This is a genomic window from Microcoleus sp. ARI1-B5, from assembly GCF_036705795.1.
GTDB lineage: Bacteria > Cyanobacteriota > Cyanobacteriia > Cyanobacteriales > Microcoleaceae > Microcoleus.
The window spans coordinates 172963-198744 of sequence record NZ_JAUBVK010000004.1 but is presented as its reverse complement, the minus strand read 5'-3'; the positions used below and the strand labels follow the sequence as shown (position 1 = coordinate 198744).

20 protein-coding genes and 1 CRISPR repeat array are annotated in these 25782 nt (G+C 47.4%); of the genes, 16 read left to right on the top strand and 4 right to left on the bottom strand.

The features are described from left to right. The first annotated feature begins 160 nt into the window (after positions 1-160). The gene (gene menD / locus QUB63_RS08520) at positions 161-2023 is read left to right on the top strand and encodes a 2-succinyl-5-enolpyruvyl-6-hydroxy-3-cyclohexene-1-carboxylic-acid synthase (RefSeq protein WP_332944456.1); all 1863 of its coding nucleotides are present in this window, start codon (positions 161-163) and stop codon (positions 2021-2023) included. Between the two features lie 73 nt (positions 2024-2096). Here the strand turns inward: menD and grxC are convergent, their stop codons facing one another. Continuing rightward, the gene (gene grxC, locus QUB63_RS08515) at positions 2097-2411 is read right to left on the bottom strand and encodes a glutaredoxin 3 (RefSeq protein WP_332944455.1); all 315 of its coding nucleotides are present in this window, start codon (positions 2409-2411) and stop codon (positions 2097-2099) included. Between the two features lie 262 nt (positions 2412-2673). Between grxC and QUB63_RS08510 the strand changes: the two genes are divergently transcribed. Further along, a complete protein-coding gene (locus tag QUB63_RS08510; RefSeq protein WP_332944453.1) occupies positions 2674-2889 on the top strand; it encodes a hypothetical protein in 216 nt (71 codons plus the stop codon). Positions 2890-3198: 309 nt separating this feature from the next. Here QUB63_RS08510 and QUB63_RS08505 read toward each other — a convergent pair whose 3' ends face one another. Beyond that, entirely contained in the window at positions 3199-4059 is an 861-nt protein-coding gene (locus tag QUB63_RS08505; RefSeq protein ID WP_332944452.1) for a helix-turn-helix transcriptional regulator, read from the bottom strand. A gap of 408 nt (positions 4060-4467) precedes the next feature. On the opposite strand from QUB63_RS08505, the gene QUB63_RS08500 reads away from it, so the two are divergent. From QUB63_RS08500 to cas2, 11 genes are all read left to right on the top strand, one after another. After that, positions 4468-4668 carry a hypothetical protein gene (locus tag QUB63_RS08500; protein ID WP_332944451.1) on the top strand — a complete coding sequence of 67 codons (201 nt, stop codon included), beginning with the start codon at positions 4468-4470 and terminating at the stop codon, positions 4666-4668. Between the two features lie 143 nt (positions 4669-4811). Then, complete coding sequence (gene mntA / locus QUB63_RS08495; protein WP_332944450.1) at positions 4812-5264, top strand: type VII toxin-antitoxin system MntA family adenylyltransferase antitoxin; 453 nt, start codon at positions 4812-4814, stop codon at positions 5262-5264. After that, entirely contained in the window at positions 5261-5692 is a 432-nt protein-coding gene (hepT, locus tag QUB63_RS08490; RefSeq protein ID WP_332944449.1) for a type VII toxin-antitoxin system HepT family RNase toxin, read from the top strand. Before mntA ends, hepT begins: the two co-directional genes overlap by 4 nt. 18 nt (positions 5693-5710) lie before the next feature. Further along, complete coding sequence (locus tag QUB63_RS08485; protein WP_332944448.1) at positions 5711-8446, top strand: CRISPR-associated protein Csc3; 2736 nt, start codon at positions 5711-5713, stop codon at positions 8444-8446. Positions 8447-8568: 122 nt separating this feature from the next. Continuing rightward, positions 8569-9573, top strand: coding sequence for a type I-D CRISPR-associated protein Cas7/Csc2 (gene cas7d / locus QUB63_RS08480; protein ID WP_332944447.1), 1005 nt, complete (start codon positions 8569-8571; stop codon positions 9571-9573). Between the two features lie 205 nt (positions 9574-9778). Continuing rightward, positions 9779-10528, top strand: a complete 750-nt coding sequence (gene cas5d / locus QUB63_RS08475; protein WP_332944445.1) for a type I-D CRISPR-associated protein Cas5/Csc1 — start codon at positions 9779-9781, stop codon at positions 10526-10528. Then, a complete protein-coding gene (cas3, locus tag QUB63_RS08470; RefSeq protein ID WP_332944443.1) occupies positions 10521-12794 on the top strand; it encodes a type I-D CRISPR-associated helicase Cas3' in 2274 nt (757 codons plus the stop codon). The genes cas5d and cas3 overlap by 8 nt, the downstream gene beginning before the upstream one ends. A gap of 3 nt (positions 12795-12797) precedes the next feature. Beyond that, a complete protein-coding gene (gene cas6, locus QUB63_RS08465) occupies positions 12798-13652 on the top strand; it encodes a CRISPR-associated endoribonuclease Cas6 (RefSeq protein WP_332944441.1) in 855 nt (284 codons plus the stop codon). Positions 13653-13895: 243 nt separating this feature from the next. Further along, positions 13896-14492, top strand: coding sequence for a CRISPR-associated protein Cas4 (gene cas4, locus QUB63_RS08460; RefSeq protein WP_332944440.1), 597 nt, complete (start codon positions 13896-13898; stop codon positions 14490-14492). A gap of 22 nt (positions 14493-14514) precedes the next feature. Continuing rightward, entirely contained in the window at positions 14515-15519 is a 1005-nt protein-coding gene (gene cas1d, locus QUB63_RS08455) for a type I-D CRISPR-associated endonuclease Cas1d (RefSeq protein ID WP_332944439.1), read from the top strand. A gap of 21 nt (positions 15520-15540) precedes the next feature. Then, entirely contained in the window at positions 15541-15813 is a 273-nt protein-coding gene (cas2, locus tag QUB63_RS08450) for a CRISPR-associated endonuclease Cas2 (RefSeq protein ID WP_332944438.1), read from the top strand. 304 nt (positions 15814-16117) lie between these two features. After that, positions 16118-19475: direct repeats of the CRISPR family, unit length 37 nt; unit sequence ATTGCAATCAACCTAAACCCCTACTAGGGATTGAAAC. Between the two features lie 7 nt (positions 19476-19482). Here cas2 and QUB63_RS08445 read toward each other — a convergent pair. Both QUB63_RS08445 and QUB63_RS08440 read right to left on the bottom strand, forming a co-directional pair. Further along, positions 19483-20685: a glycosyltransferase family 4 protein gene (locus tag QUB63_RS08445; protein ID WP_332944437.1), complete on the bottom strand. Its 1203-nt coding sequence runs from the start codon at positions 20683-20685 to the stop codon at positions 19483-19485. A 467-nt stretch (positions 20686-21152) separates the two neighbouring features. After that, positions 21153-23471, bottom strand: a complete 2319-nt coding sequence (locus QUB63_RS08440) for an IMS domain-containing protein (protein ID WP_332944436.1) — start codon at positions 23469-23471, stop codon at positions 21153-21155. Positions 23472-23736: 265 nt separating this feature from the next. Between QUB63_RS08440 and pdhA the strand changes: the two genes are divergently transcribed. From pdhA to QUB63_RS08425, 3 genes are all read left to right on the top strand, one after another. Next, entirely contained in the window at positions 23737-24765 is a 1029-nt protein-coding gene (gene pdhA, locus QUB63_RS08435; RefSeq protein ID WP_332944435.1) for a pyruvate dehydrogenase (acetyl-transferring) E1 component subunit alpha, read from the top strand. Positions 24766-24873: 108 nt separating this feature from the next. Then, entirely contained in the window at positions 24874-25326 is a 453-nt protein-coding gene (locus QUB63_RS08430) for a clan AA aspartic protease (RefSeq protein ID WP_332944433.1), read from the top strand. 240 nt (positions 25327-25566) lie between these two features. Continuing rightward, on the top strand, positions 25567-25782 hold a 216-nt coding region (locus tag QUB63_RS08425), incomplete at its 3' end, for a hypothetical protein (protein WP_332944432.1).

Below are 25782 nucleotides of genomic sequence, written 5' to 3'. Positions count from 1 at the left end.
GGGGACAACTTTGGTAATTTAAGACTTAGATATGGGTGGCCAGAAACCGGGTTTTTCACCCAATATTCGCCAAAAAACCTCTCGAAAAAACCCGGTTTCTTGAGCTTTGATTGAGAACCTTTATGTGTCATAAAATATTATCGATCGCCAAAACAACAAAATGCTTGACTTTCGGAACACAAACACCCTCTGGGCTTCCATAATAGCCGAGACATTGCAGCGACTGGGACTAACAACAGCCGTAATTTGTCCCGGTTCGCGATCGGCCCCGCTAACCATAGCCTTTGCCCAGAATAAGCGAATAGAAACTATCCCCGTACTTGACGAGAGATCCGCCAGTTTTTTCGCATTAGGAATCGCCAAAAAATCCGGTGTACCAACTGCCCTAATTTGTACCTCTGGAACCGCCGCCGCCAACTTTTATCCGGCGATTATCGAATCGAGAGAAAGTCGAATTCCGCTGCTAATTCTCACAGCAGATAGACCCCCCGAACTCCGCGACTGTCACGCCGGACAAGCGATCGACCAAATTAAACTATACGGCAATTATCCCAACTGGCAAGCCGAATTAGCCATCCCTTCAGCGTCCATAGGGATGCTAGACTATGTGCGGCAGATGATGGTGTATGCGATCGAGCGATCGACCTTTCCCACACCAGGCCCAGTCCACCTCAACATCCCCCTGCGCGATCCGCTGGTACCCGTTCCCGATCCTGCGGTACAATCCTTAGAAACACAATTTAATCCCGAAGAATTCTTTGCCGCAGTAGAACCCATTTTTGCAGGAGAAACCTCTACCCCCCCCAGCCCCCCCAGGCTTCGGGGGGGAGAAAGAAGTACAGTCAGAAAATGGCCCGAATGCAGCAAAGGGATTATTATTGCAGGCGTAGCCCAGCCTCAAGATGCAGAAAAGTATTGTAGTGCGATCGGCCAAATTTCCCAACTATTAAACTGGCCAGTATTAGCAGAAGGACTGTCCCCCTTAAGAAACCGCGCCCAACTCAACCCTTATCTAATTTCCACCTACGACTTAATCCTGCGAAACCACGAAATAGCCGAAAAATTAACCCCAGAAATCGCCATTCAAATCGGAGACTTACCAACAAGCAAACAACTGCGAAACTGGCTAGAAAAAACCCAACCCAAGCGCTACATAATCGACCCCAGCCACCACAACATCGATCCGCTACACGGCAAAACAATTCACCTGCGAACCTCCATAGAAAACCTCGCAACTATATTAATTCAAGTCCCCCCCCTTACCAAGGGGGGGCTAGGGGGGGATCTCACCTCTCCGTCAAACTCTTCTCCAGTCCCCCCCCTTACCAAGGGGGGGCTAGGGGGGGTTCTCACCTCTCCATCCCACGAATACCTCCAACATTGGCACAACGCCGAAACCAAAATCAGACAAGCAATCGACGAAAAACTTGCAACAATCAACAACATAATCGAGCCCAAAATTTCTTGGCTGCTTTCCCAAATATTGCCACCAAAAACACCGATATTTATTGCTAACAGTATGCCCGTCCGAGATGTCGAGTTTTTCTGGAAGCCGAACAACTTAGAAATAAAACCTTACGTCAATCGCGGCGCCAACGGCATAGACGGCACACTGTCAACAGCTTTAGGAGTAGCGCACCGCAATCAAAGCAGTATATTGTTAACAGGCGATTTAACACTTTTGCACGATACCAACGGTTTTTTAATTAAAAATAAATTTGTCGGTCATTTGACAATTATTTTAATTAATAACAACGGTGGCGGAATTTTTGAAATGTTGCCCGTTGCCAAATTTGACCCGCCCTTTGAAGAGTTTTTTGCCACGCCGCAGGATATCAATTTTGCTCAGTTGTGTGCAACTTACGGCGTGGAACACGAGATAATAGACGATTGGGAACAGTTAAAACAAAAATTGTTTTTGCTGCCAAATAGCGGTATTCGGGTCTTAGAACTGCCGACAAACAGGCGTACAGATGCTAAATGGCGGCAAGACAATCTAGGTAAATTTGCCAAAGATTTGTAGTGGGGATGGGGCGGGTTTACGAGATACTTAGTTTTCAACATAGATGGTTGGTAAAACCCGCCCCTACGAGAGTTTAGACTGCGGCTTGAGCTAGCAGCGCATCTAATTCTCCGTCTCCATCAAGTTTGTGAATGTCATCGCAGCCGCCGACGTGTTGGTTGTTAATAAAGATTTGGGGCACGCTGCGCTTTCCGTTAGCGCGATCGGCCATGGCATTTCTAGCAGCTTCGTCGCCATCAATTTTGTATTCCGTGTAATTTACGCCTTTCCACCACAGCAAGGTTTTGGCGCGGATGCAGTAGGGACAGGTTTGCCAAGTGTAAATCTCAACATTGGCTTTGATGCGATCGGGCTTGCGGCCCAAAATGGGATTGAGAAAATCAAGCATTTTCGGTACAGGGGTAAAAATTGAACTGATTGAGAGATGAAGTTATTTTAGCGAAACGCCGTCAGTCCCGCGTCCTACCCAAGCATCGGCGCGGGATGGAATTGCCCGCCCTAACCTTGGGTGCCGTGATTGGGGTCACATATTCACTCTACGGGGATCACTTACGTACACCCAAGATAATCACCTTCGGAACCTCATTAATATCACTGATCTTTTGAGGAAACCAAGGGATTATGAATATATCGAATTCAACCGCACTGCCATGAACGCTTTACAACTCCTCCCCGGCGCTATCTCTGAAATCCTCGCTTCTGTAACCGATACAGGCGTTTTGACTTTAGCCGATCGCTACGGTTTGATGGCCGCTACCTTGGACGAGTCGCTGAATGACGAAGATAGAGGCTGCGTCAACCGCCTGCTGCGGGCAGTCAGCAGAGGCCGGGTGAAAATGGTCAACGAACTTTCAGCAGCAATTTAAGGAGGATTTGCAGTTTTGTTCTGATGGTAAGGTGAGTCAGCGGTAGATTCTGATGGCGAAATTGGTTGGCAGCCGATCGCCCGCCGGAGTCCAAAAGACTTGATATAACGGTAATTTGAATTCGATTTAAAGTTTTCTCCTCCAACAAAACAACGGTTTTTTCGATTTGCAGCCTGTAACGGGCTGCTTTTTTTTGGACTGGTTGTCAGAAACCGGGTTTTTTAGCAAAATACTGGATTCAAACCCTTAATCTCGGTAAAAAACCCGGTTTCTTGAGTCCCTGTGCGTTTTTCGGTACTTCCAAGTCTTCTAATCGCGGATTTCGATGTCGTACTGGCGGCAGAGGGCGATCAGTTTTTGTTGGAAGCGATCGCGCACTTTCTGGGGCGAGACAATAACGCAATCTTCGCCGTAACGGAATACCTCCCGAATCAGCCAGAAGGGATTGGAGACGCGCCGCACGACTTCACGGACATCTCCGACAACTTTATTGCTGATATCTTTTGGCCTCGCTTCGTAGGCATTAACCATGCCGCGACAAAAGTGTAAGTACACTTTTAAATAATCTAAGCCTTCATCGCGCCACAGTCCATCAGTTTTGACGATCGACTGAATGCGATCGAACCGCAAACACCGGTTGTGAACAAGTTCGGGATAGTCGGGATTTTTGATGTCATCAGTCTCTTCGCACCAGATTTCCAAGTAAAAGCGCTTTTCTTCAAAGGAAATCTCCGCGTAGCGCACTGTATATGCCAAATTCTCTCCTTTGGGATTGCGGTACAGAACAAGAAACGGTTGTTTCTCGTTGATGTACTCTTCGGCTTGAATGCGCCACGCTACGGTAGGCTGGATGACTTGTTGCAGCAGCGATTGGCGTAGCGGGGCTTCTAGGTTTCCCCTATTTACAAGCAGTTGTGAGAGCGATCGCGCTTGCTCGATATAGCCTGAGTCGATCAGCAGTCTGATGCCTTGCTGCAAGGCGGAGACTTCGGCCCAGTTGAGGGTGAAGGGTTCACCAACTTCTATTCGGTGTTGGGCGATCGCGACCAATAACCCCGATACGCTGGGACTTTTGCCCCATTTGATATTGAGGCGAAGGGCGATCGCTTCTAGCTGCTCCTTGGTGCCGGACGGTATTGACAGTGTAATTGTCTCTTTTTTGCGAACCATCAACAAAATTGTAAGTACATAGTTGACATATTGGATTTTCAATGTCAATATAATTTTAGTGCAAGTACAAAACTCGTAGATAACAAATGTTGCTGTGCAAATTATAGAGCCAACAAAAAAAGCCAGAGGCTAGCTCCGGCTTTCAAGCCCTAATAGGTATTTGTGTGAAAGACAAGGTTATTGTCTCGATCGCGGTACTGTTTCAATTCCTGAAAGGCATTTGTCTATCTATCCTAGCGTGAAAGCGATCGAGCGGTCAAAAAACTTTGCTTAATCGCTGTACTAACCCAAAAGATATGGTAGAGTAAAAAGCAAGCCAGACATAAAGCCAGCTCGCCCGTGTTTAAATTACTTAACTTCTAGAATAGAGCATGGCTGGTCTGGTTGTAAACCTACGCAAATACAACCATGACAGATAATCTTCCGAATCAAATGCTTCGGCTGATGTCCGATGGGCAGTGGCATAGTGCCAGCGAGCTCATCGAGAGTATTAGCCATCGGTTCTCAGCAACTATGCACATTCTGCGAAAACAAGGCTATCAGTTTGAGAAACGTCGCCTGAGCGGACAGCAGCACGAATACCGACTGTTGCTGTCCGGCAATAATTAGGGTGTAGTGAGATTCGATCCGGGGTTGGGGGGAATTTTTCTCCTTCTACCCCTGTAAAGATAAAGTGCCAGAGGCGAACTCTGATGACGACAGAAAATTTGCTGTCCTCGTCCTCGAATTTGTTTACTCTACAAAAGTTAACTATGCTCCAAATTTCCCCAACGCTGACTGAACTTCAGGAAATTGCTTCACAACTGCCCCAACAAATTCCTTACCTCAAAATGCTAATTCTCTTTGGTTCTCGTGCCAGAGGTGATATCCACGCAAAAAGTGATTGGGATTTTGCCGCCCTTTACGATGTAAATTTCAGGGAAGAATATTGCCAAAATCGGGGATTTTCTTGGTTTGAAGTTCCTGGCATTCTCGGGCAAGTTTTTAGCCTTAATAGCGACGAGATTGATGTCGTCGAATTGAATCGGTGTTCGTCGCTAATTGCTCATTTTGTTGCGCGAGATGGAATTTTACTGTACGAATCAGAATCAGGTCAATTTGAAGCTTTTAAACAAAAATGCTTGATGACTGATGCAGAACTAGAAGTGCTGCGCCAGAATCTGCGACAAAAAATCGAGGTGGCGTTGCAAAGGAGGGGAGTATGAAAGAGATTGAGCCTGCGATCGTCCTAGCTAAGCTGGATTTTATGACAGACTATCTAGAGAGTTTAAGTTCTTTTGAGTCGATTACTTTAGAAGAATATCTCAGCGATCGGGGAAAGCAGTTAACGATCGAACGATTGTTGCAACTCATTATTCAAGTTGCAATAGATGTCAATCGCTATTTACTCAAGCGATTGGAAGTCCAGCAACCAAATAGCAACTTTGATGTCTTTATAGAAGTTAGCAACTGTGGCATTATAACAGCAGAGTTAGCTAGAGTCCTATCTCAATCCGGTGTTTTGCGTAACCGTCTGGTACATCTGTATGACGAAATCGATCCTGTTAAAGTGCATCAAGCGATCGATATTATATTGCAGAAATACCCAATTTATCAACGGCAAGTCACTACTTATTTAGATTCTCTCAAATGAAGCGATTAGAGCAAAATTATGTCCCCAAAAAGTTTGCTTTTTGACGAAGAAACAACAACTTTAGACAATCGCTATTTTGCCGAAGTTCGTCCCCGGCTGTACGAACTGCATACCAAACACTCGCAGTATGGCAGCCGCCAAGGACGCACCCTCGCCGAACATCTCGATTCAGCTTGTCAGTTCGTCCTAACTGTTAGCAAACTTGCCAAAGTTCCCGACGACAAACGCGCTTGCATTCTGGCCGCAACCGCCGTTCACGATTTGAATAAGTTGGCAGACGACGGACGCAATGTTAAAACTTTAGCGCGCGATCGCACTTTTCTCCGAGAACAACTCGATCGCGCTTGCGTTGCCCAATTCGCCCAAACCGACGAACAACTAGAACTCATCCGCCGCTTGGTAGAACGCCATTCCGGTCACGGCGCCAGCGACGGAGCCCGCTTTTTGCCGGAAGACCCCAATATCAAACGTTGGGCCGCGATGTTGATTGGGGGTGACTTATTCGACTTGGGAATTGAAGAACAAAAACGCATTGGCAAAGTCGAAACCGAGTTAACAGTTGCGTTGCAGCGTCCCAGTAAGTTGTTTCATGTCAGTCTTTCCGAAGACCGAGGTTATCTGACTTCGCTGTTGCTGTCAGCTTGCGAAGAGGTTTTGCACGATCGCAGTTTACATACTCTCGCCATTGACCCCAACGGTCAAATTTTTGTCGGATCGGCCTTTCCCGACGGCGATTTAAGCAAAATCATCGCTCAAAAATGGCAGCAAAAGATCGATCGCGTCTTTAGCAGCAACGTCGAACAACTCGTTAACGCCACCAAAGACGGCATCAAAATCGACCCGCAAGCCATCCAACAAAACCCCGAAGGAACCTTAGATGAAGTAGATAAGTTATTGGTAAAAAAAGCCAGCGGTTACAAAGCCGAAAAAGTCGCCAAAGACATTGAAAAATACGGCGGCGATGCTGGAGAAACCGCCGTTAACGCCGCCGCTGCCGTCGGCTTGCATCCAGTATCAACTGCCGAAGAATTCGCCATCTCTGAGGGACTAAAAACCGCTTACCTCAGCTATCGGGCCGCCGAACTCAGTCCCAAAGATGTTTGGGATAGAATAGCCGCGCAAGTCGGGCTTTCTCCCGAACAGCGGGCTGCCTTAGAACCGTTTAACGCGCAGTACGGACGCTGTTTGTTTGCGGCAAAATCAATCGAGGGCGATCGCGAACAGATGTTAGAAAAGGTATTTGCGGCCTTAGAAGACTCATTTCAACTCCGTCCAACAGCAGAAGTAGAAGTCTCCGCAGAATTGGTGAATGCGGTTCGGCAATTGCTTAACTTTTCCACACCCGCAAACTCGCAAGGTTTTAACGAACTAACAGCATATATTGAAGCCAACCCGCGCCAGCGCTGTTCCTTGGGAACAACATCGCTGCAAGTCGGCGAATTGAGTTCCCCGAAAATGCCGCCTGGAACAAAAGTACAAGCTTTTTCCAATCGCCTTCCCGGCGGCATGATTGCCGAACCCAAGCGGCGGGCAGATGACTTGTCGGCGCTTGGTTATCAGTTGATGGCAGTTGGTGCAAACTTCCCGAATGCTGTCAAACAAGACCCGCTTTATCTGCACTTTGCCCTGCCAAAAGGTTCGAGTGTGGAACTCAGAACAATTTGGCAAAACTTTCTGAGAAAAACCGCAGCCAAGAACGAGGACGGCACGGTAACAGTTGATGAACTGCAACTTTACCGCGAAAATCGGCTAGTTTTTCAATCAAACAAAATGGTAGGTTTAGCACTGCCAAAACGTCCTGAATTCATCAACTCAACGGTAACAATTCCCGTGCTTTGGGGAGATGTTAATAACTCTGTGGCGTTGCTGAAATCGCTCAGGCTGGCATTGGAAATGAGTTTAGCCTTTGATTTGGGTTTTCCCTTTGTTTTGAGTGCAAATCTGGAAGTCGAACCAACTTGGGACTTTTTTGCAAAAATTGATGGAATTCCATCATCGTTACAGCCGCTATTGGGGAACGGTCAGTATCGGCGGGACGGTCATTTATCCAAACAGGAACGGCGCGCGGCAGTAACGGCAGAGCAAGTTTTAGAACGGCTGCGCTGTGTTGGCAAACTGACAATTTTAGTAGCAAGTCTTAGGAAAAAAGATGATTGTCTGTACGACTTAGCGCGGGCAGCAACTCGTCCTCTCAGCTTGTATTACGTCCTGCTGCGCTGGATTTTGCGGGAACAAGATGACCCTAATTTGGAGGCGATTTGGTCTCGCATTCGAGAACCTTTGAATACTTTATTGGAGAGTTTGATGTCTGAAGAACACGATCGCGTTTCTAGCTATCTCAAGCAAGCCGCGCACATTGCCGAATTTGCCAAGCTGCGGGGCAGTTCCTTTCGCCGCACTGCCCAAACCGAGCCGTTTTCGGAGTTTATCAAAGCCGTGCGATCGCGCAAATCTCACATGGATTGGGACACGATCTTTGCCGCCCTCGCCCAGCAATATCACAACCGTCTCGATCGCATTCGAGAACATGGCGTGGGTGCGACAAAATACGAACACATCAAGCAGTTTTATCAAGTTTTGAAACAACTGTTTGAGGAGGTTTATCACTCGCGTCCAGAAAGGCTATTGACTGATAGCAAAACTCTTGAAGCTGCCTACTTGTTCTTTTTGCAAGAAGCCCGCCAAGAACTGAAAGCTGAAACCGAAAAAAAGTCTGAAACCATATCTGAAAACACCAACGCAATTGAACTTTGAAACTTCGCTCCCCCCCAGCCCCCCTTTTTAAGGGGGGAGAAAGAGTCTCAAAGTCCCCCGGGAGGTGGATTTAGGGGGATCTCCACTACAACCACATCTGAAAACAACTAGGAGAATTCAAAATGTCGATCGCAAAATTGCAACCATTCCTCGCCCCCAGCTACGAAAACTTCCCCAAAGGCCGCACCATTGGTATTGTCGTCCTCCGCACAACGCAATCGGAAACCATTTTCCGCACGGAAGGAACGGGCGAACCCATGTGCAGCGAATACGTGCAAGCTGGGATTGAAGATACCGAATCAATTCCTCGGTTGGTGATGACAAAACGCAAACAAATTGCACCGGAACGGCGAAAAGGACGAGAGTTTTTGCGATCGCAAAATCTCCTTTACCCCGCACCGAAAACAAATGAACTTTGTGCTCTCAATACCAATGCGCCTTGCGAAATGTGCGTTGATTGCTTCCTCTACGGCTTCGCAGCCGGTGGAGAAGGCGCACAAAAAAGCCGAGTCTGGACGGAAGATGCGTTTAGCGTACTGCATTCTATAGAACTGATTGGCGATCGCACGATCAATGCTATCTTTGAAACCGGAACTATGCGCGACGAAAAAGGTAACGCTTCGACGGCATTAAACACCAGCGAATATATCAAGCCCGGGGTTCATTTCCTCGATATTGTCACCCTCAAAGATGTCACGGCCGACGAACTGCGATACACCCTCGGCAACATTTTGCTAACAACTCGTTACGGTGCTGTTTCCAGCCGCGTCGGACGCATGGACAATCAAATTCTCGGTGTATTTGGCGGCATTGCCGAATTGCCCAGTTCTCTCGAATTGGTACAAGGAGTTTACGACAAGCTGAAAGCTGAAAATACCGCCATCGAACATCCTTTCACAACTCAATCTTTAGTGGATGCAACTCAGGAAGTTATCAGCACTTGGACAAACAAACGAGGTATTTCTATGCAGTTGTCCGCCACCGAACGTGACGCGCTGATTGCTGATGTCGATCGCCATTGGTCGTTACCCGAACAAGAAACTTTCCTCAAACGCCTCGATGAATCCTATGCCCCGTGGCGCAAGGTGAAGAGTGAAAACAAGAAAAAGGGAAAAAATAAGGATTAAAGATAAGACGGCGGTTAAAACCAGGTTTATACAAACGAATTCCGCCTCCGCGGAATGAAGAAAATAACGTAATTTTTACCGTTCGGTCTTTAACCCGCGGAGGCGGGTTTGGTTTGTATAAACCTGGTTTCAACCGCCCAGTCTTCTTTAATTAATCTCAACCATGACGCAATTAGAACTTGCTTTAAACTTTTCCACTGACAAAATGTCCTATTCAACTGCACGCTTAATCGAACTTTGGTGCGCCGAACCCGTGTTTTTTGCCTCGCGAGAACTTTCCGATACTTACTATACCGAAAGTGCGATCGGCAATTATGCTTTAGCCTACGCTTTGGGTTGGGCGCGATCGCCCTATCGACTCACCGGAGAAGACACCGGAAGACCCCGATATATTGAGGATTTAACGCCCCTTTCCGGTCAAAGCTACATCCTCCCCGCCTGGCCCGCCGACGGCACTGTATCCTTGCGATTTGAGCGGTTTAACGCCCTTTCTGACTCCTATTGGTATGCAATGACCAACAATCGCGTGGCAACAGCGCGGGAAGATGTGCCGCTGAGTCGATCGGGCAAAAAACCCAGTACCTACCGCCCCAGCAACTTTCCCCAAACCGGGCGATGGCGGGTGATTGAACGGGGAAATCGGTTTCAGACATTGGTATTTGGCGATCGCGAATTACCCGAATACATCCGCGTCGGCAAATTCACCAGCAAAGTCCGCGTTAAAATCGTCAAAAAATTCGATGTTGTGCAACTTCCTAAGGGCGATTATCGCTGCAATACCTATCTCAGCGCCGCTGATTTGCCTGCTAATATCGAACTCCTCGCTTTTGATTTAATTTCGATGCCGCCCGCATCGTTATTGAAGAACCTTTCCTTTCGCGGTGAGGCGCTACAAGCCGGCGATTTCATTCTCCCAGCTAACCTTGAATTTTGCGGTAGCAATCACAATGGATAATTTAAAAATTCAACTCGAACCGGCTAGCATTTCTGCTTGCGGTCAATTGCCTCAACAACTGGAATTCATGGGACAAGCATTGCAGCATCAAGTCGATGTTTATGAAGCGTCTAAAGAGAATGATATCATTCTCGACACCGCGCCGACAGGAACGGGAAAAACGAAAGCTGGATTGAGTGTTTTGCTGCACAATCCTCAACGGAATGCGATTTATATCGCGCCGACAAATGCCTTGATTGACCAGCAAACAAAAACCGCAGAAGAGTTTGTTCTGGATGCGAATTTGCCGCATCTTGTGAAAGCAGCTTCTGCTAAGCAAGTCAATTTGTGGCCGGACAATCTAGTTGGCAAACGTTCTGGGGAAAAAATCTATAACGTTTTGCGAGAACCTGCCACAATTTTTCCCGAATGCGGTGGCGGTAGACCGCTTTTGTTGGTCACCAACCCGGATATTTTCTATTATGCCACGTTCTTTGCATACAATAAGCTCGATCGCAGCAACATTGCCAGCGAATTTTACAGCAGTTTCTCAACAGTAATTTTCGATGAATTTCACCTTTACGATGCCAAACAGTTAGTCAGCTTGTTTTTCTATCTCGCTTTATCCAAAGAGTTCGGTTATTTTCAGCACAACCGAAAAATTGTTCTGTTGACGGCAACGCCCGAACCTGCTTGCGAAGAAGCCTTAAATGTCCTGGGAAAAAATGGTGTCAGAATTTATCGAACTGACAGCAAAAATCAAATCGATCGCCTGCTTCCTTCTCAAACTCAAGTCAATATCGAAATTCGCAAGCAGCCAGAAAAAGACAATCTGATTGCGGAAATCGTCGAAGAAGTTGTGCGGCGGCTTCGCGAATTTCCTGACGAAAACGGGGCAGTGATTCTGGATGCCAAGGATACATTAGGGCGCATTTCCGATCGATTGCGCGATCGCGGATTTGCCGATTTCTGCGGGCGGATTACGGGCGATACACCGAAGGAAGAACGCCCGCAGGCTGCCCAAAAACAAGTGATTCTGGCTACGAGTACCGTCGATGTGGGCTTCAACTTTGAACGGGAAAATCCGCCACCCCGACAAAATCTCGATTGGTTGATTTTTTCAACGCGCGATCGCTTTTCATTTTGGCAGCGCATCGGGCGTGTGGGACGGGTTTTGGGGAAAACGCAAACCGATATTCCTTCAGAGGCGATCGCCTATTTGCCCGATCGGGCGTGGGAACAAGGAATCGCAGAACTTGACTGTAGCGGCGGGCGCAATTCTCTAACAGAAATGTTGGCAAGTCTAGACTGCATGAAACGTCCGTTTCTAGAAATTTACTGGCGATCGGAAGCTTTTTTAGAAATTGCCAAACCCTTACTCGAACTCGAAATGTTGCTGGAAAAATTACCCGAAGCAAGTTTAGTTACACAGCTTTATCAAACACTGCAAATTGTGTTGGGAGGCAAGCGAGATTGGAGTTCTTACCGCCAGCGGATGAAGGTATTGCAAGGTGCGGAAAATGTGGCTAAATCTACAATCAAACAAATTCAAAAGGAGTGGAAGTACATTAAAGGTGGCCAAAACTGCGTCAAGAATTTTATGCAAGCAAACTATCCCCAAGATTGGGAAGAAATTAATTCGGGGAGAAGTGCGATCGAACTAATTGAGGAAAAGATTTGCAAAAACCAAAAAATCGCCGAAGAATTCAAAGAGTATGCAACGATTCTCAAAGCCAGCTATGCGCCGCTGTTTAAATTCCGAGAAAGCTTGTTTGAAAATGTCAAAATTTACGACCCCCACAATTTCTTACTCGATGAAGTCGGCGAAACCAATCTCGATCCGATTCATTTGCTGAGATTTTTTGAATTTGCCTCCGATGAAAATGGGATTGTGCTTACCCATCGCGCGGCCCAAACCTACGGACTAAAATTCGCCTTGCAAGTTTCAGATTTAGAAGAATTTGCGAACAACTATCTCTGCAAACTCTATGCCTTCAAAAATTGTACGATCGAACGGACGATCGGCGACATCGTTCGTCCCACAGCGCTAATTTCCCAACTTTCACCGCCCTTAATGCCCGGTGTAATTGTCCAAGAACACCGCAAAAATCGCTGGGCAATTCTCAAACTAAAAAAACAAGGAGTCCAATGCTATTCGATTACGGTCAAAGATAGCTTTGCTGCCAAAGAGTATACATTTTTCCCGAGTTTATCGGGGATTTTGGCGATCGCCTCCGCTGGCATTGCCTTAAAATGTCCTGACAATCAAGAATTTTGGGTAATCTAAACCATGCCGCACAGCCTCATCCTCAACCTCCTCCCCCTCTCCCCAATATCCCCCGGATACTTAACGGGAAGACACCTGCACGCCCTCTTCCTCACCCTCGCGAGCTCCGTTGACAAAAAACTCGGCGACTACCTCCACCATGCTGCCGCCGATAAAGCCTTCACCCTCAGCCCTTTACAAACTAAAAAATGCCCTTTCAAAAAACACCATTCCCTGCAATGGGAACACGCACAACCCATTCCCGAACATACCCTCTGTTGGTGGCGAATCACTCTCCTAGATGACACTTTATTCAGCAAATTAACTCACCTGTGGCTGAATCTCAATCCCTCGAAACCGTGGCATCTGGGCCCTACTGATTTGCTGATTACCAAGATTCTGGGAACGCCGCAAGTAGATCGGCCTTGGGCTAATGCTTGCGATTACTCTCAATTGTACCAGCAAGCTTCTGATACTAATCGTTTGATTGCGTTCAGTCTGGCTACTCCGACTACGTTTCGTCAGGGCAAATTTGATTCAGTTTTGCCGACGAGAGAATGCGTTTTTAACAGTCTTCTCAGTCGGTGGAACAAGTACAGCGGCATTGAAATTTCCCCGCTGGTACTGGATTCAGTTTTTTCGACTTTTGTCAATATCAAGACTGAAGTTGTGACAAATTATCACAGCAATTTAATCGGGATTGTTGGGGAGGTTAGCTATCGCATTTTAGGAGATGTGGAGCCGTTGGTTATCAAGCAAATTAATGCTTTGGCTGATTTTGCTCTGTACTGCGGATTGGGAAGGAAAACGCCGATGGGTATGGGTATGACGCGGCGGATTGTTGTTAGGAGTTCTAATGTTGAGAGGATTGAGGAGTGAGGGTGATTTAGGGTTGGATGCTTAGGCTTTCGATCCCCCCTAGCCCCCCTTCTTAAGGGGGGAGTAGGGGGCAACCGGAAGCACTCTTTCGTCAACCCCTACTCCCCTTCTTAAGGGGATTTAGGGGAATCTAGACTCAGGTAAAAGCGAGGGACTCAAAGCGTTCAAAGTGGGTCTTCTTAAGGGGGATTTAGGGGGATCGAGACTTGGCTATCAACGAAAAATACAAAGGGTTTTAGGCTTATGAATGATACTGATGATTACATTTCGATCGCCTCCTTGAACCAATACTCTTACTGTCCTCACCGCTGCTGGCGGATGGTGTGTGCGGGGGAGTTTGCGGACAACCAGTATACCGTGGAAGGGACGACTTTGCACGATCGCGTTCACACTATGGGCGAGATTAACCGCGATGAAACTTGGCAGGTGCGGGCGATTTGGCTGAAGTCGGAGCGCTACAAACTGATTGGTAAGTCGGATTTGATTGAATCGGAGAATGGTGAGTTGTATCCGGTGGAGTACAAGCGGGGGCGCAAGGGGGAATGGGATAACGATGAGTTGCAGGTGTGCGCTCAGGCTCTTTGTTTGGAGGAGATGACGGGGAAAAGTATTGCGACTGGTTATGTGTATTACGCGCAGTCGCACCAGCGGCAAAAGGTGGAGATTTCTGAGGAGTTGAGACAAGAAGCAGTTGTGACTATTTCTGCTATCAAGGCTCTTTTTAGCCAAGGGATTATCCCCCAGCCTGTTTACAAACCTCGCTGCAAAGGATGCAGCCTTTATTCGCAGTGTTTGCCGCAAGCTACCGAGAAGGTAAGCCGCTATCAGGAAGTTGGTTAGTTTATTCACAGGAGAGTTCAAAATGGGGACTGTTTACATTACTCAAGATGATGCGTTTATTGGCAAAACTGATGAACGTCTCACTGTCAAAGCGGACAAGAAAAATCTTTTGGATGTGCCGTTAATTAAGGTTGATGGTGTGGTTGTTTTTGGACGAGCTACTGTCTCGCCTGCTGTGGTTTTTGAACTGCTCAGCCGTCACATTCCTTTGAGTTTTCTCACGGGAACTGGGCGATATTTAGGCAGGCTGGAGCCTGAAGTTACTAAGAATATTTTTGTGCGCTCGGCTCAGTGGAAAGCGGCAGGTGAATCTGAGATGGCAATACATTTAGTGAAGGGGTTTGTACGCGGGAAGCTGAAAAATTACCGGACTATTTTATTGCGACGAGAACGGGAAGATTCTCAACTGGATTTGCAATCTCATGTTAAGCGGCTGGAAGGAGCGATCGCGCCTATTGACAAAACTAACTCGATCGCTTCTCTGAGAGGCTTGGAAGGGGCTGGGAGTGCGGCTTATTTTGGCTGTTTCAATCAGTTAATCAAGTCGTCAAAGTTCCAATTTCCAGGCCGCCGCCGCCGTCCTCCAACCGATCCGGTTAATGCTTTGTTGAGTTTGGGCTATTCGCTGCTGCGACATGATGTTCAAAGTGCTGTAAATATTGTAGGGTTTGATCCTTATTTAGGATACTTGCATTTGGAACATTACGGCCGCCCTTCTTTGGCTTTGGATCTGATGGAAGAGTTTCGCCCTTTGGTTGTGGATACATTGGTATTTTCGGCTGTAAATAAGGGGCAGTTGAGTCCTGATGATTTTATAACGGAACCTTTGAGTGGGGCTGTTTCTTTGACTAAGGATGGGTTGAAAATTTTTCTGCGCCTGTACGAAGAAAAGAAGCAATCTAAATTTAAGCATCCGGTGATGGGTGTTCTGCATACTTACCAAGAAGCTTTTGAAATTCAGGGGCGGCTGTTGGCGAAGTATTTGATGGGGGAAGTTGACAAATATCCGCCTTTGGTAATCAGATAAGAGCGATCGCGGAGGTTTATTATGTATTTTGTTGTGAGTTACGATGTTTCTGATGACAAGCGGCGGACTAAGATACACAGCATTCTCAAGTCTTACGGGCAGTGGGTACAGTACAGTATTTTTGAGTGCGAACTGACTCCGACTCAGTATGCTAAGTTGCGATCGCGCTTGAATAGGCTGCTTAAGTGCGATCGAGATAATATCCGCTTCTATCCTCTGTGCGCTTGCTGTCAGGGTAAGGTGGAACGGATTGGTGGAGATCCTCCGAGGGACAATACGGTGTTTTTTGTTTGAGAGGCTGGTTTGGAGGGTTTGGAGAGAGGAGTCGCGGGGCTCCTCTTTTGTATTTTGCGACGATCGGTAGGTGTAAAAAAGCGGGCCTGAAAAAAAGTGGCTGGATTCCATGAGGGATAAGGGGTTGAGGCTGTCTGGAGTCAAAATCGATCGTCGCAAACGCTGAAAACCTTACGGGAAAAAGATTACAGAGTTTTTGGCAGGTGGCCTCTTGACAAGCCAGAGGCTGAAATGATACTTTTGATCTAGGTCATCGCAAACGAACCTTGAAAACCAAATACAGTAAGGCTTCCAGAAACCTGCTATTGCAATCAACCTAAACCCCTACTAGGGATTGAAACATTTAAGTATCGTTTTTGTAAAATTTATAAGGTTATTGCAATCAACCTAAACCCCTACTAGGGATTGAAACTTTTAAATAGTTGTGACTACTTTATCATCTCGCCAATTGCAATCAACCTAAACCCCTACTAGGGATTGAAACTTCTCGTTGAATCTTTCGCCGATTATTACTTTGCCATTGCAATCAACCTAAACCCCTACTAGGGATTGAAACAGTGGAATTTGTGCAGCGGTAGCCATTCCCACAGGAAATTGCAATCAACCTAAACCCCTACTAGGGATTGAAACTCTCTTTGCTGTGCTGCCTCTGCTTCCTCTCCTGCTATTGCAATCAACCTAAACCCCTACTAGGGATTGAAACTAATCCACAAGCCAAAGAATACCACCGGATTTTTAATTGCAATCAACCTAAACCCCTACTAGGGATTGAAACATAAAAGATATGGCAGTGGCGGATCGTGGAAAAATTGCAATCAACCTAAACCCCTACTAGGGATTGAAACGGCGTTTGGCTCCGTCCACAATTGCAATATTAATTATTGCAATCAACCTAAACCCCTACTAGGGATTGAAACGATGCTGAATTCGATCGTCGTTTCAAGTTCTTTATTGCAATCAACCTAAACCCCTACTAGGGATTGAAACCTGAGATGGAATTGCTGGATGCCAAAGACCGATCGATTGCAATCAACCTAAACCCCTACTAGGGATTGAAACTTGCAGGCTCCTGAGAACGACTCCAGCAATCCCGAAACATTGCAATCAACCTAAACCCCTACTAGGGATTGAAACCGTAACTGTGTAATATATCGCCCATCCTTGATAAATTGCAATCAACCTAAACCCCTACTAGGGATTGAAACCCCTGTGCCATCCTTATCCGGGTAGTCGAACTAAATTGCAATCAACCTAAACCCCTACTAGGGATTGAAACGAACTAGAAGAAGACACGCAAATTACGTATCATTATTGCAATCAACCTAAACCCCTACTAGGGATTGAAACAATAAAGTGCTTGTAGCACTTGCACCAGAAACATTGCAATCAACCTAAACCCCTACTAGGGATTGAAACTACGAAGGTATTTATTGGCACGTTGGTGTCATCTATTGCAATCAACCTAAACCCCTACTAGGGATTGAAACGGATCTATTAGCAGCGACAAAACATTTAACTGAAGCACATATTGCAATCAACCTAAACCCCTACTAGGGATTGAAACCTGCTGCATTATTAGTACCCCACCAATAAGTAGAATTGCAATCAACCTAAACCCCTACTAGGGATTGAAACTGCTGTCGGAGGCGGTTTGCTAGCGCTCTTTGGCATTGCAATCAACCTAAACCCCTACTAGGGATTGAAACAAGTAGTTAATGTCGGTGCGGTTTCCGCTAGGGCTATTGGGATTGCAATCAACCTAAACCCCTACTAGGGATTGAAACAGAAGTTGTGGAACTGGTCGGGAACATCGATCAAGGATTGCAATCAACCTAAACCCCTACTAGGGATTGAAACGAAGTGCGACTTGTAGGACACAAGGAACTGCGAATTGCAATCAACCTAAACCCCTACTAGGGATTGAAACGGAATCCTGGATGGAGTCGCAAGTTAAAATGATGTATTGCAATCAACCTAAACCCCTACTAGGGATTGAAACTTCCAAAACCCCGCAGCAAAGCTTATGAATCACCCAAAAATTGCAATCAACCTAAACCCCTACTAGGGATTGAAACGTAATAACCATAAGCTTTAGCGTTTCTGCGAACACATTGCAATCAACCTAAACCCCTACTAGGGATTGAAACCAAAGTCCGATTATTAACAGGCTTCGTCAGGATTTAGATTGCAATCAACCTAAACCCCTACTAGGGATTGAAACGAAGAGGCTGCACGGTGATAAATGGCAAGAAGCATTGCAATCAACCTAAACCCCTACTAGGGATTGAAACCAACTGAAAAATTGCGTTCATGATATTAGTCCTCCTTATTGCAATCAACCTAAACCCCTACTAGGGATTGAAACGTTGCCCACCGCAACGACATATCCCTCCGGGATTGCAATCAACCTAAACCCCTACTAGGGATTGAAACGATCGCGGGCTTATCCCCCAACTTGAAACCTAAAATTGCAATCAACCTAAACCCCTACTAGGGATTGAAACGCTACGGTAACAGTTTGGAAGCTGGTAGAGAATGTATTGCAATCAACCTAAACCCCTACTAGGGATTGAAACTTTGCCTCCGTCGTAAATCCCCCATCTTCTCAACATTGCAATCAACCTAAACCCCTACTAGGGATTGAAACATTTGATTTACAGCCAGTTGCCCTTGAATTAGCTAGATTGCAATCAACCTAAACCCCTACTAGGGATTGAAACAAAAGCAGCAACTTAAAGAGATAGCTAGCTTCCAGTATTGCAATCAACCTAAACCCCTACTAGGGATTGAAACAAGCCAGATTAACGCACTAACCGAGCTAACAAAATTGCAATCAACCTAAACCCCTACTAGGGATTGAAACAACATTCAAAATTCCAACAGCAGTTTTGACCCTCAAATTGCAATCAACCTAAACCCCTACTAGGGATTGAAACCACGAATCTGCAAGAGAACCGGACAGCCCTAGAATTGCAATCAACCTAAACCCCTACTAGGGATTGAAACGTCGCCAGCAGCCTTAAGCCAACCGTCCCAATAAGATTGCAATCAACCTAAACCCCTACTAGGGATTGAAACAAGTCCAATAATTTGCATGAAGTTTTAGGGTGAATTGCAATCAACCTAAACCCCTACTAGGGATTGAAACCAGCTTGCGAACTTAGTTAAAAATGTCATGCAAAGATTGCAATCAACCTAAACCCCTACTAGGGATTGAAACAAATGCTTAATTTCTCCAGCCCTGGCGTCTGGATGAATTGCAATCAACCTAAACCCCTACTAGGGATTGAAACTCAAAAGTCTTACTGTTTTTTGACTTTGACCCAGATTGCAATCAACCTAAACCCCTACTAGGGATTGAAACGTGGCATGGGAAAGGGATATCGACTCTGTTGCGCCGGAAATTGCAATCAACCTAAACCCCTACTAGGGATTGAAACCAGTCCGGGGCTTTCCCAAAATGTCCGAAATTTCGGATTGCAATCAACCTAAACCCCTACTAGGGATTGAAACCTTCAGTTCACCCGCTGGCAGGGGAGGAAATGAGAGTCGGATTGCAATCAACCTAAACCCCTACTAGGGATTGAAACAATATCTCAAGATATTTCATCAATTCAGTTTTAATATTGCAATCAACCTAAACCCCTACTAGGGATTGAAACGCCCAAACTACAAAATTATTGGCTCAAAAATAGATTTCTCCTCACTCTTTTTATCCCCTCCAATCACCTCAAACAATCGATCGACTCCACACCTCCAAGAAAAATTATCCGCCACAAAACCCGGACCCGCAACCCTAGCATTTGCAGCTATTCCAGGCTGTTCGATCGCCCTGAGCATCAAATCCGTCAAATGCTCCCACTCAGGAGCTAACATAAATAAGGTTTCCCCGTCGATCGCCACAGCCGTAAATTTACTCTCAATCCGCAGTGCAAAATCCGATCGCGTAAAATCATCAGTCGGGCCGCCCGCCGTGCAAATAACCGGCAAACCGCAAGCCGCAGCCTCCAACACCGGCAGATTAAAACCTTCAGCCAAATAGGGAGAAACATAAACATCCGCTGCTTGGTAAAACTCAGCTATTTGAGCAAAAGATAGCTGCTTGCCAGTATAAATTAATCTCGGTAAAACCCTCGCTCTTTCCGCATCGTTCAACACAACTCGGCAGCCTTCAGCAATCTCGTCTCTCGACGGATAAAGCAGTTCAGAACCTTTTAAAACTAATCTGGCATGGGGATATTTGTCAACTACCGCAGCGAAGGCTTTTAATAAAGGGCGAATGCCTTTGCGATCGGTTTGTCCGCCGATGTTTAAAAATATAAAATAGTTTGACCAGCCGAAGCTGTCCCTGAGCGATTGACGCCGATCGCCCGCAGCAGGATAATAAATCTCAGGATCGACCCCCAAAGGTACCACGGCAATGCGATCGCCCTCAACACCGCTGCGAATTAAGCCGGCTTTTGACCACGCCGATGGTGTGATAATTTTTACTTCTGAATTAACGGGGGTTTGTGCGATCGACCTAACGCCGATCGCCTGCAATACTGTACGGGTAACAATCCCCCATTCTGTCGCTGCAAATACCCAAGTTTCGGCGCTGCTGGATGCTGCAAAGTCCCACGGGCAGTACATTCGCAGCGTAACATCCGCTGACTGATTTACCGCAGGGCTGTTAATGCTGCGGAGTAAAGTTTCATTTGGGCGATCGAACAAACTAATTTTTGTTTCCCAAGCTGCGTCTATGTAGGGCATATCCCGGTGGAAAAGCTCTATTTGTCTTCGCGGACGAGCCAGCATTTCTAGCAGTTGAAATTGATTGGCTACGCAGTAGGAATGATAAATAAAACGCCAGCCTTCAACAATAATCTGCAAGTTATAACTCCGAGTTTAGCAATTAAACTTATTAATAATTATCAGCACTTGATATTTAGCAATTAGTAACTATAAATGAAGTAAGTGGTGACAAATAAACATTACATTGGTCTGGCGGGTTTTGCATTCATATTCTCGCTTTTATTACATATTCTTAGCTGGCACGCGCCCCTACAAGATACTATGTTTTTTGGTCCTTACCTATTTATGAATTTGTGTCAATTTTCGACTAAAACTATTAAAAACTCTCGCTTTTAGTTGAGTTTCGATCCCCCCGAATTCTTGCCCCCTACTCGACCCCTACTCCCCTTCCCAAGGGGGGGACAGGAGTAAGCGTCAAAGTCAACCCCTACTCCCCTGGTTGAAGGGGGAGTAGGGGGTATGCGAGGGGGATCTAGGCTCGGCTGTAAACGAGAGATACAAAAGGTTTTAGGCTTAATTTAACACTATTACCAATTATCAACGCCTTACTTCATCACTTGCCAATCCATAATCCGCCACTGTCCGTCTTGGCGGATCAAGTCGTAGCGGATGCGCAGGTTTTCGTTGCGGGAAGTAACTAGCTGATCGCGATCGAACGTTTCGGCTTTTTCGCTGACTTGGGCTTCTACTTCCGCGCGATCGGGATTAGTCGGATTTGTCTTAACTCCTTTAACTTCTAGCTTGTGCACGTAACGCTGGTGGGCGTTGTTTTTCTGTTGAGCATCTGCCATCAATTGCCAGCGAGACAAAGCCGGTTCTGTGAGAACTTGCTGTAATTCTTCGACAGCGTGATTGGGGCCCAAAGCCGCTGCTTTAGCTGACAGCCAGCTTTGTACTATTTGTCCCGCTGCTTCGTCGGTGATTTCTCCCGAGACTGGGGCGGCGGCGGCGCGAGGCTCTGGGGCCGCAGAAGCGGCGGGGATTTCTACGGGCGGTGCTTCCAGGCTGACGGAGGCTTGTTCTCCTTGCAGGGATGGGCCCGACAGGGCTTGCATGGCACTCGCCAACAGACTGAGTATCCACCACAGGATTAACAGGCTCAGGACACCTGCGACTACAAGCAGAGCCAGCTTGTTTGGTGGCAGGGACTTGACTTGGGCCGAAATTTGTGCTGCTATGGTGCGCGCCCGATCGGCAAAATTGCCTGTTAGCCCCTGACCGATCGCTCCGCTGGGCCCGGTTGAATGGGGGCGCCTGCGGTGTTTTGAGGTCGAGGCTGCGGGGCGTCCCGCCGTAGTTGTCGGGAGAGAGACGGCCGCCGCCGCCCCAATTCCTGCCGCCGTTGCCTGGTATTTCGGCGCTGAAGCTGCGCTGGAGGTGTCCACCGGTACGGGGGTCAAGGTGACACTACTGGCTACCTGTTTGGCGGAGGGCGGCTGTGGAGGTGCGGGCGGGCGATCGCCCGCTGGTTGCAGTTTCCCCTGGGGTTTGCCCGATCGGGGCTGCACGACAACCCATTCGTTGGCGGTTTCTGCATCCGAGGGCAAAGCTTCTAGGTAAGCTTGGACTTTCGGGTCAGCAAAATAATCTTTCAAAGAAACTGACTGGGAAGCCAAGTCGCGGAAGTGGGGAAACACTTCTTCTTGCAGCCAGTGTTCGGCGTACAAGCAGAGTCCCGGCAACAAATCGGGAGAATCTTGGGAATGTTCGCGAATGAAGGCGAGGGGTTCTTTTTCCGAACTGAGTTCGAGGGCTCTGCTGGCTTCTTCTGTCTGGCCCAGCAGCAGGGAACACACGGCTTTTTCGAGGTGAACGTCTTGGCGGCGGCCGAGCTGCATCAGCATCAGCTTGGCGCGGCGGATCATCGCGGGTTGTCTGGCGGCAAATCCTTGGGCTAACAGGGTGTAGACCGAGAGGTAAGTGGCGACTGCGGAGGGGCGACCGGCTTCGGCTTCAAATAGAGTCTGCTGCTCGCTGCTGGTTAGGTGTTTGCGCAGTTGCTGGACGAAGCGGAGGAAGTCTTCTATGCCTAAACCCGATCGATCGTCCCCCGAGCCGTCGATACCGCCGCGTTCTTCGAGCATTTCTCGCAGGATTTGCAGTCCCTGGCGGCGCTCCGAGACTTTTTCTTCCGGGAGCGATAGTAATTCTAAAATGTTGTACGGACGGAGTTTGTATATATCGGTTTGCATTTCACCCCTCACGCTTGGAAATAAGCCCTCCAGCAGCAGCAGTTCTTGACCTGCGTCTAGTGATTTGGCGGCATTTTGGTATTGACCTTGCTGCCACTGTTCGCGACCGAGTTCTAGGCAGGCCAGGGCTACGGTTAAAACTATATCTGGCCGCACGAGCTGGGGGTCGCCGAAGCGGCCTTCGTCGATCGCGATGCTGCCATTGTTGAGATACGGGCGACCCAGCTTCTGTACGAGTTCGTATTCCCCCAGTTCTTGCAGTACGAGCAGGGCTCCTACGAATTGGTTGTCATCGATTTCAATACTTGGAGTGTGGGGGTCAGCAGCAGCGTCTAAAGCCTTGGACTCTGGCTCAGCAGTTTCTCCCGTGTCTTGCAACACTGTAGCTGCCCCTGCCGAGGTTTTCGACCTCTGCTTGGCTGCAATTGCTGCTTCCGACTCTCGATCGTATGTTTTGGCTAAAAAACTGGCATCATAAGCTTTGCGCCCGTCTGGGTCTGACAGAACGGCGCAGGCTTCATCGAGCAGTTGTTTGCGGGCGACGATCGCAACTTCGGAATACTCCCGGCGCGGAAGCTGTAAAGTTCGATCGCGGTGAGCCTGCTGCAACTGTTCGGCAGTAGCTTGAATCGGTAGACCCAAAATCCGGTAGTAATCTAGTGGAATTAACACAGCGTCCACTTCCCCAAAAAGCGCTAGCAACTGAATTAGCCTATCTTAGCTAAGGTTGGTTTGTAACAAAAGCATTAGTGAAAACTTGAGGAGGGTTTCTGCGGGAGCCGGCGCCGCCTGGGACTGGCATTTTGCCCCCTGCTTCCCTGATTTTAACAACTTCTGAACTGCTGCTGCCAAAATCTTCGACCATTTTCTGCTGCGGTTGTGTCCTCTGTCGGTTTAAATTTAGATGTTTACCAAGGCGATCGGGTATTAATTTTTTATGGAACGGACTCTACCAGTTTTTGACGCGCAGAGCGTAACTATTTCTCGGGATGAGGGCTTGATGCTCTACGAGGATATGGTTTTGGGGCGCTTTTTTGAGGATAAATGCGCTGAGATGTACTACCGGGGCAAAATGTTTGGTTTTGTCCACTTGTACAACGGACAAGAAGCTGTCTCAACTGGCGTGATTCGATCGATGCGCCGAGATAGTACCGATTACGTCAGCAGCACCTACCGCGATCACGTTCACGCTTTGAGCGCGGGCGTGCCGGCGCGGGAAGTAATGGCGGAGTTGTTCGGGAAAGAAACCGGTTGCTCGAAGGGCCGCGGCGGTTCCATGCACATGTTTTCGGCCGAACACCGGCTGTTGGGAGGCTATGCTTTTGTGGCTGAGGGGATTCCTGTAGCTACGGGGGCAGCTTTTCAATCGAAGTACCGGCGCGAAGCTTTGGGGGATGAGAGTTCCGATGGCGTGACAGCTTGTTTTTTTGGCGATGGCGCTGCAAATAACGGGCAGTTTTTTGAGTGTTTGAATATGGCTGCTTTGTGGAAGTTGCCGATTCTTTATGTTGTGGAAAACAACAAATGGGCGATCGGCATGGCCCACGAACGAGCTACTTCTGACCCCTTGATTTTCAAGAAAGCTCATGCTTTTGGCATGGCTGGCGTCGAGGTTGACGGGATGGATGTTTTGGCGGTGCGGGAAGTGGCGAAGGAAGCTGTAGCGCGGGCGCGCGCCGGCGAAGGGCCGACTGTGATCGAGGCTTTGACTTATCGTTTTCGAGGCCATTCTTTGGCAGATCCTGATGAGTTGCGCTCTAAGGAAGAGAAGGAATATTGGTTCCCCCGCGATCCGATTAAGAAGTTGGCTGCTGATTTGATCGATCGCACTTTAGCAACTGCTGAAGAATTAAAAGAGATCGACAAAAAGATCGAAGCTGTCATTGATGATGCGGTGGAGTTTGCTGAGAACAGCCCCGAGCCCGATCCGAGCGAATTGTATCGCTATATTTATGCTGAAGATTAGTAATTTTTAGCGATAATTTGCGGTTGCAGCCTACAGGTTTTAACCTGTAGCTGCAAGCATTTCAAGCTAGAATTGAAGGTATGCTTTCTATACGCCAAGAGAGGTTGTATGATAAATATCGATCGCGATCTAAGTCAAATCAGCAAAAATATGGGTGCAGTTCGAGTCAATGTCAAGCTCACGAATGCAATTGACGAAGGCTTGGTTAATCGAGGATTGCTCAAACCCAATCTTGTGCGCGTTTGCGAAGCAGAAGCAGTGATAAATACTGGCGGAGTACGCACAGCAATTCCTGTAGAAGTTTGCGAACACCTAGGTTTAAGAATTCGGAGTCAGGAAATAGCAAAGTATGCTGATGGACGACAAGAAACAGTAGGAGTTACTGGGCCTAGAATTATTGAAATGGAAGGGCGCGAGACGATTGAGGCGGCAATGGTTTTAGGCGATATCGTGCTAATCGGTCAAACTGTGTTAGAAACTTTAGACTTGCTGGTAGATTGCAAAAATCAGCGTTTAGTTCCCAATCCCGAAAATCCCGAAAGAGCTGTGTTGAGAGTTTAAAAGCAAGATTTAAATAGATATAATTATTGTAGGGGCGGGTTCGCCAATATCTACGACAGAAATCCGAGATTCATTAAACCCGCCCCGACCGGGATATTAGGGTCGATCGGACCTAATATCAAACCTACGGATTTACCGTGTGGCGGGGCAGGTTTACAGATATTTTGGATGTGAATTAGACATCTCCACTAATTATTGTGGAACAGGCATCCTGCCTGTTTTTGACAGGCTTTTTGGGAGATGTCTATTATAGATGTTGGCGAACCCGCCCCTACGGGACTTGTATTGCAGGTGTTGTTAGTTTGTCGGTGGGGCGGGGCGGGTTTACAGATATTTTGGATGTGTATTATAGATGTTGGTGAACCCGCCCCTACGGGATTTGTATTGCAGGTGTTGTTAGTTTGTCGGTGGGGCGGGGCGGGTTTACAGATATTTTGGATGTGTATTATAGATGTT

What these genes read in the sequence shown, in the direction of transcription:
- cas7d (WP_332944447.1), top strand. Translation starts at nt 8,569, where the DNA reads ATGTCGATCGCAAAATTGCAACCATTCCTCGCCCCCAGCTACGAAAAC.
- QUB63_RS08510 (WP_332944453.1), top strand. Translation starts at nt 2,674, where the DNA reads ATGAACGCTTTACAACTCCTCCCCGGCGCTATCTCTGAAATCCTCGCT.
- cas1d (WP_332944439.1), top strand. Translation starts at nt 14,515, where the DNA reads ATGGGGACTGTTTACATTACTCAAGATGATGCGTTTATTGGCAAAACT.
- grxC (WP_332944455.1), bottom strand. Translation starts at nt 2,411, where the DNA reads ATGCTTGATTTTCTCAATCCCATTTTGGGCCGCAAGCCCGATCGCATC.
- pdhA (WP_332944435.1), top strand. Translation starts at nt 23,737, where the DNA reads ATGGAACGGACTCTACCAGTTTTTGACGCGCAGAGCGTAACTATTTCT.
- QUB63_RS08485 (WP_332944448.1), top strand. Translation starts at nt 5,711, where the DNA reads ATGTCCCCAAAAAGTTTGCTTTTTGACGAAGAAACAACAACTTTAGAC.
- QUB63_RS08500 (WP_332944451.1), top strand. Translation starts at nt 4,468, where the DNA reads ATGACAGATAATCTTCCGAATCAAATGCTTCGGCTGATGTCCGATGGG.
- QUB63_RS08505 (WP_332944452.1), bottom strand. Translation starts at nt 4,059, where the DNA reads ATGGTTCGCAAAAAAGAGACAATTACACTGTCAATACCGTCCGGCACC.
- cas2 (WP_332944438.1), top strand. Translation starts at nt 15,541, where the DNA reads ATGTATTTTGTTGTGAGTTACGATGTTTCTGATGACAAGCGGCGGACT.
- cas3 (WP_332944443.1), top strand. Translation starts at nt 10,521, where the DNA reads ATGGATAATTTAAAAATTCAACTCGAACCGGCTAGCATTTCTGCTTGC.
- cas6 (WP_332944441.1), top strand. Translation starts at nt 12,798, where the DNA reads ATGCCGCACAGCCTCATCCTCAACCTCCTCCCCCTCTCCCCAATATCC.
- menD (WP_332944456.1), top strand. Translation starts at nt 161, where the DNA reads ATGCTTGACTTTCGGAACACAAACACCCTCTGGGCTTCCATAATAGCC.
- QUB63_RS08430 (WP_332944433.1), top strand. Translation starts at nt 24,874, where the DNA reads ATGATAAATATCGATCGCGATCTAAGTCAAATCAGCAAAAATATGGGT.
- hepT (WP_332944449.1), top strand. Translation starts at nt 5,261, where the DNA reads ATGAAAGAGATTGAGCCTGCGATCGTCCTAGCTAAGCTGGATTTTATG.
- cas4 (WP_332944440.1), top strand. Translation starts at nt 13,896, where the DNA reads ATGAATGATACTGATGATTACATTTCGATCGCCTCCTTGAACCAATAC.
- mntA (WP_332944450.1), top strand. Translation starts at nt 4,812, where the DNA reads ATGCTCCAAATTTCCCCAACGCTGACTGAACTTCAGGAAATTGCTTCA.
- cas5d (WP_332944445.1), top strand. Translation starts at nt 9,779, where the DNA reads ATGTCCTATTCAACTGCACGCTTAATCGAACTTTGGTGCGCCGAACCC.